8 protein-coding genes are annotated in these 13,731 nt (G+C 44.2%); 4 read left to right on the top strand and 4 right to left on the bottom strand.

The features are described 5' to 3' along the window. Positions 1-28: 28 nt before the first annotated feature. From AC06MN_RS08635 to AC06MN_RS08620, 4 genes are all read right to left on the bottom strand, one after another. The gene (locus AC06MN_RS08635; protein ID WP_475671964.1) at positions 29-1,096 is read right to left on the bottom strand and encodes a VOC family protein; all 1,068 of its coding nucleotides are present in this window, start codon (positions 1,094-1,096) and stop codon (positions 29-31) included. Between the two features lie 64 nt (positions 1,097-1,160). Continuing rightward, complete coding sequence (locus tag AC06MN_RS08630) at positions 1,161-1,952, bottom strand: SDR family NAD(P)-dependent oxidoreductase (protein WP_475671963.1); 792 nt, start codon at positions 1,950-1,952, stop codon at positions 1,161-1,163. Positions 1,953-2,333: 381 nt separating this feature from the next. Next, on the bottom strand, positions 2,334-3,578 hold the full coding sequence (locus tag AC06MN_RS08625) for a hypothetical protein (protein ID WP_475671962.1): 1,245 nt from the start codon (positions 3,576-3,578) through the stop codon (positions 2,334-2,336). Positions 3,579-3,737: 159 nt separating this feature from the next. Then, positions 3,738-5,438 (bottom strand): M23 family metallopeptidase, encoded by a 1,701-nt coding sequence (locus AC06MN_RS08620; protein WP_475671961.1) that lies wholly within the window; start codon positions 5,436-5,438, stop codon positions 3,738-3,740. 199 nt (positions 5,439-5,637) lie between these two features. Between AC06MN_RS08620 and AC06MN_RS08615 the strand changes: the two genes are divergently transcribed. From AC06MN_RS08615 to AC06MN_RS08600, 4 genes are all read left to right on the top strand, one after another. Beyond that, complete coding sequence (locus AC06MN_RS08615) at positions 5,638-6,990, top strand: TolC family protein (protein WP_475671960.1); 1,353 nt, start codon at positions 5,638-5,640, stop codon at positions 6,988-6,990. Between the two features lie 339 nt (positions 6,991-7,329). Then, positions 7,330-8,589 (top strand): efflux RND transporter periplasmic adaptor subunit, encoded by a 1,260-nt coding sequence (locus AC06MN_RS08610; protein WP_475671959.1) that lies wholly within the window; start codon positions 7,330-7,332, stop codon positions 8,587-8,589. A gap of 295 nt (positions 8,590-8,884) precedes the next feature. Then, positions 8,885-11,230, top strand: a complete 2,346-nt coding sequence (locus tag AC06MN_RS08605; RefSeq protein ID WP_475671958.1) for an ABC transporter permease — start codon at positions 8,885-8,887, stop codon at positions 11,228-11,230. A gap of 92 nt (positions 11,231-11,322) precedes the next feature. After that, a complete protein-coding gene (locus tag AC06MN_RS08600) occupies positions 11,323-13,653 on the top strand; it encodes an ABC transporter permease (protein ID WP_475671957.1) in 2,331 nt (776 codons plus the stop codon). The last annotated feature ends 78 nt before the right edge of the window (positions 13,654-13,731 follow it).

Here is a 13,731-nt window from a genome sequence, read left to right as displayed (position 1 = left end):
AAAAAAGCCAGCGTTCAGCTGGCTTTTTTCATTTGATGTTTTCGCGTTTCACTTTCGCAAATCGCAGCAGTTTCATGATGCGTAGCGGTTTGTGATCGTCTTTGTCGGCCATGTTGAACGAAAGTCCTAACTTTTTTGAAATCGGAACTTTGAAAGTCTCGACAAATTCAATCAGTGTGCCGTCGGGGTCTTCAACGTAGGTGAAATGTCCGTTGGCATCGCCCATGTCGAAATCGACGCCGCTGTCGCAGACAAACGGATGTCCAAGAGCTTCTGTCTGTTCCTTGATGGCATCCATGTTGCGCACGTCGAAGCAAAGGTGGATGAAGCCAGGGTCGCCCCAATAGCGTCCGTCGAGGAGCTTTCGGCCTGGCTCATCGAGGTTTTGCACCAGTTCGATGTGGGATGTGCCCATCACTCGGCTGAGAGGTCCTTCAATCGGTTTGGAACGTTCCAAGACGACACGACGCAATGCGTTTTCGCCGCCAGGAACGCCTTTCAGGTCGCTGAAGAAATCCGTATGGTCGTATGCAACTTTATCGTAATCAAGCAGTTTTGCATAAAAATCTATTGAACGGTCGATGTCGCTTACACCGATGGTTACGCCGTTGGCGCCGCCAGTGGCTTTCTTCTCCTTGATGAAAACGTAATTGTCTTCTTCAATTTCGAAGAGATTTTCGTATGGGTCTTTCATGAAGAAATGCCTGTAACCCATTGGCGTTTCGCTGATTGTGGTGATGACATCAAGTCCTTTGCGTTTGAAAGTATCGAAGGCGTTCTGAATGTTGGCCGTCTTGATTTTTGCGACTAAAATGCCGTAATCGCCCAACCGCAAAGGCTTTTTCAGATAATTAAGTTCGCGACCTTTGGGCTGCCAGATTTCGAATCCGCCGCCGCCGCGAATATTGAAAGCCATGATGGCGCGTCGAGGCTGTGGCTTGCCACCCGTGTAAGGCAGCATCCGCTCGGCAACACCTTCAGCGTCAACGATTTTCACTTCGTAGCCGAAATTGTCGTAGTACCATTTCCATGCTTCGATGACATCGGCAACGCCAATGCCGACCTGCTGTATACCGCAAATTATTTTTTCTTTCATGACGGTTTGGAATTTAAGGATTTAAAGATTTAAGATTTAATGATTTAAGGTTGTGGAAATATATTTAGGTCGCTGAAATCTTCCGCGCCAGTTTGTAATACAAGCCAAGGCAATACTTGTGGATGTAAGCCATGAGCAATTCTTTTTTGCCGATTAACTTTCTGTGTTTCTGCTTTTTAATTGCGTGAACGGCAATGGCGCCGCATCTTTCAACCGAAAGTCCTGTGGCTTGTCCGGCATCCATTTTGGCATGGGCGGTACCATCACCATGCAGGGCACTTTTGCTGATTTGCGTGTTGATGCGTCCCGGAATGAGGAAGGTGACATTGATGTTGTCGTATTCCAGTTCCAAGGATTCATAAAAACCGAAAAGGGCATGTTTTGCTGCGCAATAAGCCGAGCGCAAAGGAAAACCAAACAGACCCGATAGGGAAGTGGTAACGCTAAACTGCACATGTTCAACCGATTTAATCATCTCCTTGAATTTTTTGACGAGATAAACGCTACTCAAGAAGTCGATTTTCATGATTTTTTCATCGACTGAAAAATCGGTTTCCAAAGCCTTTTCGCGTTGCGAAATACCTGCATTCAGCACATAAACATCTATGGTGACGCCTAAGTTGACGACATAGTCATAGAGCCGGTCGATGGAAGCGTAATCGTCTAATTGAGTTTCTGTTGCGTAGGCTTTCACTCCGAATTTCTCGCAAGTTGTCTTGGTTAGGTTCAAACCGTCGAGGCCTAAGCCAGTGAGTATCAGGTTGCACCCTTCCTGAGCCAAGTGAATGGCAATGGATTGTCCGATGCCTGAACCGCCGCCAGTTATGAGTGCCGTTTTTCCTTTTAAATTAATCATATCACAAAACTTTGATTTGCAGCTTGGTTTTCTGCAAATGGAATTTGCACTGCAAAAGTAATGATTTTGTGATTGGTTTTTGCAAAATATTCTGAGAGTTTGTTTAAATAACGCTTAAAAAATAAATTGTAACACATTTCAACGTTGGCAATTGTTTTCCTGTTAAACACAGATTTTACAGATATTTTCTTCCGCTGATGCCGCTGATTTCCGCAGAGAGTTTTTTTAAACCTCAAATTTCGAAGATTATACAGATTTTCAATGATTTACATAGAATAAATTTTGAATGCGCCCCTTCGACAGGCCCAGGGAGCGCAGGGAATAAAACGCACGAAAAGCCCTGAAACAAACGGTTGCAAGTCCCCGAACAATAAAGCTTTGTCACTGTCTTGCACGTTTTGTGAAACCTTTTGAACCTTTCACCTGTATGTCGAAACCCGACCAATCCTTGGTTTCGGTCAACAAATCGTAGTAATAGCAAATGTTCTCTTCCGTGATGTCTTCTCCATCGACGGAGACAATTTGGTCGCCCACCTCGAAGCGTTCCTGCCCATCCAACAGGCGGGTTGCTATTTTCAAGGTGCCATCAAACGTTGTAACTGCGTAGCTATGGTCTGGATATTTCATTTTGGTGGTATCCGCAACATGGGGCTTTGCGTACAGTTTATATGTAAGCGAAGTTATCGTTTGGTTTTCGTCTCTTTGTAAAACCTGATACCCTACAACCCAGTCGAACCTTTTGATATACTGCAATCCGACATTGTTTGAAGTGAGATTGTCGCCAAGATACATAACTGGGACCGTTTCCTTTTGTCCTGCAAACTCAATCGTGTTTTCAGGCACTACCACAAAACGCTTTTTTTCGGTCAGGCCTCCAATACTCATGCCTATTGAACCTTCGTAAAGCAAATCAGTATCAGTATGATGGTCAATTTTTTGCTCGTCTTTAATAAGTATTCCTCCACTATTGCCAGTATCGAAAATGCATTCATGTTCAACACCATTAATAATCGGATATATGAACAAAACATCTTTGTCATGCCTGCACTTCACAGGTATGTATTCGGTTGTATCAATCTCCGACATGTCATGAATGTGATACATCCGGTTGTTAGTGAAATCGATGGAAAAAGGCGGAAAGTCAAGTCCCGGAAAACCCACGACGCGGAACTTTTTTATAGAAGGCTCCTTATCACACGAATGTGTCTGTTCCAAAAGTATGGCATTGCCAAAATGGTCGACAATGCACATGGGCGTTTCGATATGCACGGGAATAGGCGATATCTTCACTTTTGTCTTCTTGTCGGCACCTTCCACAGGCATACGATAAAACTTCATACCTTTCGGCTTGGTCTCTTTGGTAAAAAATTGAATTACGGAAGAATTTGCGCCGGAGTCGTAAAGCACCGTATCCTCCATCCCATTGATGGTTGCTTTCATCAACATGCTGTTTCGGTGATCGATGACAAAATGAATTGTGTCATCATTCACTTTATCATTGTCATTGTACGAGACTTGCCCATTGTAAATTTTAATCATTTTAGCCGCATATCCGACAATGCCTCGGCAAGAAGTCGCAGCGATTGCTACAGCAATCAGCAGCATGCTTTTTAGAAAACCGTTCATGATATTTATTTTTAGCGTGATTTTGGAACAAAAATAGAGAAAAGTCCCATTGGCGCAACAAATAATGTTTTTTTGCTGAACAAATCACCATCCATCACCCGTCACCTATCATCCATCAACCGCCGTTTCGACAAGCTCAACGAGCTAATCACCCATCAATCACCTCACCACTTTGGCGGTGTAGGTCTTCTTGTTGCCGACACCGTCTTTCACCACAACTTTTACATTAACAGTTCCCGATGGCATGTGGTCGTCAATGTCGTAATAAAGTAAATTATTCTTGGCATCGTATTGCCCCAAAACCCATTTGTCATTCAGATAAATATTGTACGAATCAATGCCAGTCATATCGTCAGAAATCTTGAATTTCAATGATTTAAGTTCCGTTGCAGACTGACCATTCTTGAAATTGACTGGTGAAACCTTTGGCGCAATGCTGTCGATTTTCAAGGTGAACTCACCCAAATTGCGCGTTTCAACCTCTACGGCACCTTTCACCATCTTGCCGCCCAACGATGAGACCTTGCCTTTATTATTGATATAAGCGACATACAACCTTGAATCGTCAACCCATTCATCATTCGGGATGATGCGCACCTTGAAATTCTTGAAAGTTGTCATACGGTCGTCGCCGAAACGGAAAATGCGTGAGCAGCAGCCGTCTTCATCGTGTTGGCCCGTATTCACATATTCATCGCAGAAAAAGGTGCCCTTTTCCATCGTGACGTTGAAATTCTCAATCGTGATTTCACTGTTCATCGAGCCATCGGCCATGACCAGATATTCGCTGCGTCGACGGATTGGGGCCTCAATTTCGGCGGGCTTCGTGCCAATCAACTTGAAATCGACATGAGATGCGTTGCCCACATAATCGCGCACCTTGAAGCAAACCGAAACCGTATCGCCCTCTGCAACATCCACAATGCCATTCTTCAACTTTATCATTTTCAGTTTGTTGTATGGGTCGATAATGGTGCGGACATAACTCGATCCCACCTCTTTATAATGGGCGTAATCCAAAAGGCTGTTCACATAACGCGGCTCGCTGTACGAAAAACTGTCGGCTTCAACCTTGAAACGCAAATCGCCGTCCAAATACAATTCGTAACTGTACGGACCGTTTTTGTTAGTCGAAGTGCCGACTTGGTCGTAAGTCGAAATGCCGAAAGCGATTTCACCATTGGCTGTGACCAAAGTCCTGTCTTTCAAACTGTATTTGCCGTTTTGCCCTGTCACGGAATAATATTTCGCCTTGCCAGCATTTTCCAAAGTGGCGCCATTCAGCGGATAGATGGCAAAGCCCTGAATCAGAGGCTTCACATTATCCTCAATCTGGTAGCCGAAAAACAGCGGATTGACAGGTTTTTCGCTTTCAGTATGACGAATTTCAAAATGCAAATGAGGGCCGCCCGAGCCACCTGAATTGCCAGAATAGGCAATAACATCACCTTTTTTCACACGGAATTTGTCTTTTCCTGGATAAATTTGTGCTGCAAAAGTCTTGTTTGCATACTGATAATCCTTCACATACTTTGCAATCTCGCTGCTGAAACGCTGCAAGTGTCCGTAAACCGACGTATATCCGTCATAATGAGTGATATACAAGACATTGCCATAACCGTAAGGCGACACGCCGATACGACTCACATAACCATCGGCGACGGCATAGACCTTCTTTCCCTCCACCGCCTGCGTCTTTATGTCGATGCCGGCATGAAGATGATTTGGCCGCAATTCGGCAAAAGTGGCCGACAGATAAATCGGAATATCAATGGGTTTGCCATATTTCGGGAACGTGGTTTGCGCAAAAGTGACAAACGGAAACAGCAAAGCTGCTAAAAATAAACACGATTTTTTCATTTCTATAGATTTATGCTTGCAAAATTACGCAATTTTTCAAAAACTTCAAACCGCATGTATTGTAAACATTCTTTACACCCACTGTAAAGTTTCTTTACAATTTTACAATTATATTATTTTGTAAATTATTGATATATTGTTTATTAACGAGTTTGGCACGACGTGTGCTTGCAGTACTTTGTTTTTAAACTTTATGTCGATGAAAAGAATGAAAATATGGATTTTGGTATGCGCATTATTGGCAAAAAACATTTCGGAAGCGCAGACCATTCGGAAAATGACCTTGAAAGACTGCATGGAATACGCCATCAGCAATTCGACGCAGATGCGCCTACAGCAAGCTGACCGCGATGACGAGCGCATTGCCCGCCGCGATGCCATCCTAAGTGCCTTTACGCCAAGCATTCAGGGCAGCACCTATGCCTATAATTATTACGGTAGAAACATTGACCCTGAGACCAATGTTTATGTCAATACGACATCTTTCAACAATGGCTACTCCTTGTCGGGAGGTATTATGTTGTTCAATGGTTTTCAAGCGATTAACAATTTGAAAATCAGCAAGACGATGATGGAAATGGGCTTGAGCAAGGATCAGCAGGCCAAGGACGGCATTTGCCTGACCACGATGGAAGCTTTCTATAATGCGGTGTATTATGCCGAAATGGTGAAAACGATGCAGATTCAGGTTGAGGCTGCCGAAAAGTCGTTGGCATTGGCGCAAAAGCAGGAAAGTCTGGGCCAGAAAGGCCATGCCGATGTGGTGCAAATGGAAGCGGATTTAGCCGACCGCCGCTTTCAACTCATTGATATGCAGAATCTTTACAATGATGCGATGATTAGCCTGAAAGATGTCATGTTTTGGCCTGTCGATGAGGATTTTGAAATCGATTGCGCAGTTGAAGATGAACAAGTTTTGGAATCGGATGATGACAATCCAAATTCCATAATCAGTTTTGCAAAAGCATCGAATGTTGATGCCTTGATTGCAAAAGGCACAATGGACAGGAGCAAATTGGAATGGCGAACAGCCAAGTGGCAGTTGTTGCCATCTTTAAGTCTAAATGGTGGATGGTCAACGAGTTATTATACCTATCCGAATCAACCGGATTATGTTTCCACGCCTTTTTTCAATCAGTTGCGCAACAACAGCGGCGAATACTTGCAAGTCTCGTTGAACATCCCGATTTTCGACCGTTTGTCGGCTCATTCCAATATTGCAAGGCGGAAAAATGAATTTCGTCGTGCCGAAGCGGAATACAATCAGACGATGAAAAACATTGAAAATGAGGTATTTCGTGCCATCCAGGATAAGAACGGCGCTTGGGCAGCCTTGCTTCAGGCCGAGCAGTTGGAGAAGGTTCAGGAGGAGGCCTTTGCCTTGAATACCAAGCGATTGGAACAGGGCTTGATTTCGTCCATAGAATACCAGACGGCCTCAGCAAAATATTTGGAAGCCAAGGCAAACCGCCTTTACGCCTTGTTGAAATATTACATGAAATGCAGCGTTGTAAAATATTATAAAGGTGTGAGTTATGTGGAGCAGTTTTAAGAGTTAGGAATTAGGAGTGAGGAGTTAGGAGGAAAGAATCTGGAAGAAATAAGAGATGGAGAAGGATTTTGACACGTGTTCGCCCTGAAAGGGCAGTTTAGTCAAGCGAAGGGCAAAGCGAGCGCAGCGAGCAGCACCCTTTGCGAAAAAAAAGAGCACGTGTCCGCCCTGAAAGGGCAGATTAATAGAGCGAAGGGCAAAGTGAGCTTGCGAACGACACCCTTCGCGAGATAAAAAAAGGTAGAGACGCGATTCATCGCGTCTAAAACAAAAAAGGAATTGTGTAGGGACGCACTGCGTGCGTCCAATAAAAATGAGAATAAACAAATAAATAAAAAAATGGATAGAGAAATTGAACCCAAAAAGGGATTGCAAGCTGTTTTCAGCAAAAAGGCATTGCCGTGGTGGATTGGCGGAGTCGTGGCGGCTTTCGTGATTTACCTCATTGCGCGGCCTGATGTGAAGACCTTGCGCGTGAATGCCGAAACGATTACGGTCAACACGGTGAAATTCGGCGAGTTTAACGATTACATCCGTGTCAGTGGACAGGTGCAGCCTATGACGACCATTCAGTTGAGTCCGCAGGAAGGCGGCCTCGTCGAGCAAATCGTGATGGAGGAAGGCAGCCATGTCAATCAAGGTGATGTCATCGTTGTGTTGAACAATGAAAACCTTGATTTGCAGATTCTTAACTCAGAAGCGGAATTGGCCGAAAAGGAAAACATCTTGCGCAACACCTTGATTTCGATGGAGCAGCAGAAACTTAGTCTTCAGCAGGAAAGGCTACAGCTGAATGTAGATGTGCGTCGTGCCAAACGCGATTACGACAGCAAGAAAGCGCTTTACAACGACCAACTCATTGCAAAAGAGGATTTTCTGCAAGCCGAAGAGGATTATCAGCTGGCTTTGGACAAATTGGAATTGGTGAAAAACCGTGCGCGTCAGGACAGCCTTTACCGCAGCGTGGAAATCGAGCAGATGAACGAAAGCCTTGCCAATATGCGCATCAACATGCAGATGATTCGTAAGCGCAAGGACAATCTGAGCATCAAGGCACCGATTGACGGCGAATTGGGCTTGTTGGATGTCGTTTTGGGACAATCGGTCGGCGCGGGAACGAAAATCGGACAAATCAACAACCTGGAAAGCTACAAGATTGAAGCACAGATAGATGAACATTACATTGACCGTGTGATGACCGGCCTTTCCGCCACTTTCGAACGTCAAGGCGAGACCTTCGATGCTTTGTTGCGCAAGGTTTATCCCGAGGTGCGCGATGGCAAATTCAAGGCCGATTTTAAGTTCGATGGCGAGCAGCCCGAAAACATCCGTTCCGGTCAGACCTATTACCTTAATCTTCAGTTGGGTCAGCCGACGGAAGGCATTATCATTCCGCGCGGTTCATTCTACCAGAAGACCGGCGGCAAATGGATTTATGTGGTTTCGGACGATGGCACCAAGGCGACGAAACGCGAAATCCGCATCGGGCGGCAAAATCCGCAGTATTACGAAGTATTGGAAGGCCTCAGCGAAGGGGAGAAGGTCATTGTTTCGGGCTATGACAATTTCGGGGAGAATGATGTGCTGATGATGAAGTAAGGGATGATTAGACTTTTGGACAATTAGACATTTTGAAGATTAGACTTTTGGACATCTTGACTTTTGGATAATTAGACATTTTGACAATTGGACTTTTGGACATTTTGACTTTTGGACAATTAGACATTTTGACAATTGGACTTCTGGACAAATTGATTATTAGCTCACTGAGCTTGTCGAAGTGAGATTTTGAAATGGAAAACGGGATCTTGCTTCGACAGGCTCAGCAAGCGGAAACGGACAACAATTCAACAAATAAACAAATAAACAACTAAACAATTAAACATAACAAATCATGCGTTCATTCATCAGATTCATTAGCCGAAACAAGCTCTACAGCGCCATCGAGGCGGTGGGCCTGAGCGTTTCGCTGGCTTTCCTCATCATCATTTTCTGCTTTGTGACGGAACAGATGAACATTCCGCGGGAAAATCCCGATTACAAAAACATCTACGCAATGGGCACAAACGAAAAACTTGCCATTTCGTATGGAACCAAGGATGCTTTGAAAGGCATTCCTGAAATTGAGAAACTCTCTCGGTTCCAGTCGTTTCAGAATACGATTGTTGAAGTCAAGGATTTGAAATTCAGGACAAATGTGCTTGCCTGCGACCGCGAGTATTTCGATTTGTTTCCTGCCAGATTCGTCAGCGGCGATGCCGATATGATTGACAATGAGCAATGTGCATTCGTCTCGCAAAAACTGGCCAACAGCATAGAATCGGACGAAGTCATCGGGACAAAACTCGTTATTGATAACCAGGAATACATCATTGCAGGCGTGATTTCCGATTTCCAAAACACACTGTTGCCCGATGATGATGTGGTGGTTGAAATTTCCAAGTTCATCTTGATGAAAACTGAAATTGAAAATCCGTTCAATCACTTTGGCAGGCCTTTCACTTTCGCGAAATTCAGCCCGAATGTCGATATGAAATCGGTGAAAAACAAAGTCGATGCTGCCTACGAAACGGCTTACGGAAACGGATTTCACGATGCGTTTTTCGAGGAGTCGGCAATAGTGCGCTTAGACGAGGTGTATTTCTCAAGTTCTCAGGCATTCGGCTTGCGAAAAGGCGACAAGTCGATGATAAACAATCTGTTGGCTGTAGGTTTGCTGCTTTTAGTTTCGGCCATTATCAACTACATCAATCTGAATGTCGCCCTCACGGGAAAACGCGCCAAGGAAATGGCATCGCGGCGTTTGGTCGGCGCCCAAAAGCGTGATATTGTCGGGAAATATCTTGCCGAGTCGTTTGCCTTCACTTTCATCTGTTTCCTTGTCGGTTTGGGGCTTGCTTTCCTGATTTTGCCTTTAGTCAACCAGTTAATGGATGCTACGATACCGATTAGCATTTCGTTGTCATTCAGATATTTGTGCTACTATCTGCTGATTGTTGCCGTGGTTTCGTTTTTGGCTGGCATTATGCCCGCACTGCTGATTTCGAAGGCGCGACCGATTGATGTGGTGAATGGAAAAGTCAGGCTGCATAACAAAATGTTTGCCTCGAAAATATTCATCGTCGTTCAGAATGTGATAACTATCGTGCTGATTTCCTTGGTGTTGACTATGGAATTGCAGATGCGTCATGTCCAAAACAGAGATGTTGGTTGCCGCACCAAGGATTTGTATTTCTTGGATGCCAGTTTCACGCTCGACCCATCGCATAACGAGGCTTTGGCCAACGAGTTGCAGGCTTTGCCTTGCGTTTCGCGGTTTGGAACCACAACGGGCATTCCTACCAAAGTTCCAAATGCTATATATCTCGGCCATTTGAATGATGAGGAAGATGAGGAGGTGGCTCATTTTATGATTTGCGACACGGCAGTCTTGAATATGCTTGAGATACCGATTCTGAGTATTTTCGGCGATACGACGGTTCCTCAGGGTTGCTTTATGACGCAAAGCATGTTGGCCGAACTTACGGGTTTGCCCTACGGCGAAATCAATGTGGACACGATTGTGAAATGGCAGCAAGGCAATTTCGGTAACGAAATTTGCGGTGTCGTCGGCGATTTCATGGTCAGCGATGTGCTGCATGTCACGGACGAAAGTTTTGGAATGGTCATGCTTTTAAAGACCAATTTCAGAAACGGTTTCCTGATGGAAATAAAAGGCGACCACAAGGAGGCGAAGGAAGCCATCGGCGCGTTGTATAAGAAATATGTCGAAGAAGCGAGAGGCCTATATATGGCGGCGTCATGCAATGATTTTGTGGATGTTATCATTCATCAATGTTTGGAAAAGCCGCAACGCAGAATGCGCCTGATGGAACTTTTCATGCTCATTTCGGTCATTCTTTCCTTGCTGGGTTTGGTGGCCATGAGCACGCATTTCGCGTCGGAGCGTGAAAAGACCATTGCCATCCGCAAGATTTTCGGTGGCACAATGGAAAGCGAAGTCCGCAAAAACCTGCGCGATTACGTTATCATCATTTTGATTGCCAACGTGATAGCCATTCCGATTGGCGTATGGCTTTGCGGAAAATATCTGGAAGATTTCGCCTATCGAATCGACTTGCATCCTTGGATATTCATCGTTACCGTGTTGATTTCCTTTGCGATAGCCATTGGCTCGGTGTTGTGGCAAATCGTCTCGGTGGCGAAAGTCAATCCGACGGAAGCGTTAAAGAAAGAGTAGGGGGACAATTAGACTTTTGGACATATAGATTATTTGAAATAGCTCAGCAAGCGGAAACAATTCAACAAATAAACAATTAAACATATCACATCATGCGTTCATTCATCAGATTCATTAGCCGAAACAAGCTCTACAGCGCCATCGAGGCGGTTGGCTTGAGCGTTTCTCTGGCTTTCGTCATCATCATTTTCTGCTTCGTAAGCGAGCAGCTATCCGTGCGGCATGAATTTGAAAACTCGGAGCGTATCTATGCCGTTTGTGACGAAAAATTCATTGCATCAGATTATGCGATGAAGCAATCGGTTGTTGAAGCTATCCCCGAAGTTGAGCTTGCCACGCATTTCTATACGCTTGATGATGAGAAATTTACAATAAAAGCAGAGAAGAAAATACTGCAAGTCAGAATGTCAATTGCTTGCGACAGTGCGTTTTTTGAGTTGTTTCCACAGCATTTTGTGGAAGGGAATCCTGATGCCATTAATGGCAAAAATTCAGTGATACTTTCTGAGTCTTTAGCCAACAGTTTATTTGAAAACCGCCATGAGGCGATGGGAAAGTCAGTGAATTTTGCAGGTTATGATTTTACGGTGGCAGGAATTATCAGAAACGGATGGAAATCAATGCTTTATCCATACGAAGTGTTTGTGAATTGCGAGGAATTTGAATTTCTGAAAGATGAACGCGAGATAGGCGATAATTTCAATGCTGGGTCATGGAATACATATTTCAGGTTACAGCAAAATGCTGATATTGAATCTGTAAAAAAGAAAATGGATGGTTTGTGCCGTAGTGTTTATCCCGATTTGTACCGCAAAGACGGCACGTCGGGGGCTGATGTCATTCGGCTCGACAAGGTTTTCTTTTCCGAGAAAAACATTTGGTATAACAGAGGATCTAAAACAATGCTTATCGTGTTGATAATTGCAGGTTTGGCCTTGCTGGTTTCGGCAGTCTTCAATTACATCAATCTGAATGCAGCCTTGACGGGAAAACGAGCCAAGGAAATGGCGATGCGTCGTTTGCTGGGCGCAGAAAAGCGGAATGTTTTGTTGCGCTATTTTGCTGAATCGCTTGCTTTTACAACAATTTGTTTTCTGATAGGCCTCCTGATTGCCATAGCCATCATGCCTTTGATATGGGACTTGATTGGTACCGACATTATGATTGAAGTGCCGTTTACGCCAAAATACTTTATTTGTTATGCGCTCATGATTTTGGTTGTGGCTTTAGTTTCGGGATTGGTTCCAGCCATCATGGTCTCGCGTTTTTCTCCGCTTGATGTTACAAAAGGCTCTTTTCGATTGAAAGACAAGCAATTATTCTCGAAAGTTTTCATTGTTTTGCAAAATATGATTGCCGTCATTCTGATTGCGTTCAGCCTTGTTCTTGAGCTTCAGGTGCGGCATTTCATAAACAAGCCGACGGGCTGCGACTTCGATAACAAGTTCTATATTGAATTAGGTGTGAGTTATGATGAAATGCTTCCTTTGGCCGACAAATTAAAGGCTTTGCCATGCGTGAAAAGCATTGGCTTCGTCAGTGATGTGCCAGGAAAATTGGTTTCAAGCATTGAGGAAAAGGAAGAAAAACCTTATTCCTTGCGCCCTATGTATTGCGATACAACAATATTCAATATGTTGAAATTCAAAGAAATAAATCGTTTTTCAGACATTGAGGCTGGCTCTGTTTTGCTCAGCGAATCAGCATTCAAGGCTTTAGGTTTCGATGCCGCGCATTTTGACTTGGAAGGAACGCCTTTGGCAAAATACAACAATGAGGCTGGCGTTGTCGAAGATTTCATCGTGGTTTTCGGCCCAATTGCAAAAGGCAACGAATTTGGCGTTATCATTATTCAGAATCCTGAAAATATACACGGAGGATTGCTTGTTGAAACTGTTGGAAATCAATATGATGCAAGGAAAGAAATCAGCAAGGCATACGGAAGCTATTCAAAAGAAAAGCATGGCACTTTCGTATATCCTTACACGATGAATTACCTTTCCGAAATAAAGCGGTATTCGACAGGTGGTTTAAGTACAACCAAAACGCTGATTGAGATCTTTTCCATTGTTGCCATTCTCATTTCAATTCTTGGGCTTGTGGCCATGAGCACGCATTTCGCATCAGAAAACCGAAACCGTATTGCCATTTGCAAAGTCTTTGGAAGCACAATAGAAGAGGAAATCATTCGCAATTTAAGGAATTATTCTATTATGATTTTGATTTCCAATATTTTGGCAATTCCAATTGCAGTCTGGATTTCAAACATCTTTTTGGAAAAATATTATTACAGAATCGACCTCCATCCCTGGATATTTGTCGTCACCGTGTTGATTTCCTTTGCGATAGCCATTGGCTCTGTGTTGTGGCAAATCGTCTCGGTGGCGAAAGTCAATCCGGCGGAGGCGTTAAAGAAAGAGTAAACGGCGAAGCCATGAGGTCACGAGGTCACGGGATCGCGAGAGCACGAGAGCCGCAAACATCCCGCAACCTCGCGACCC

It is taken from the genome of Candidatus Limimorpha sp., assembly GCF_056203535.1.
The sequence above is the reverse complement of the archived record's forward strand: the minus strand, read 5'-3'. Positions and strand labels throughout refer to the sequence as shown.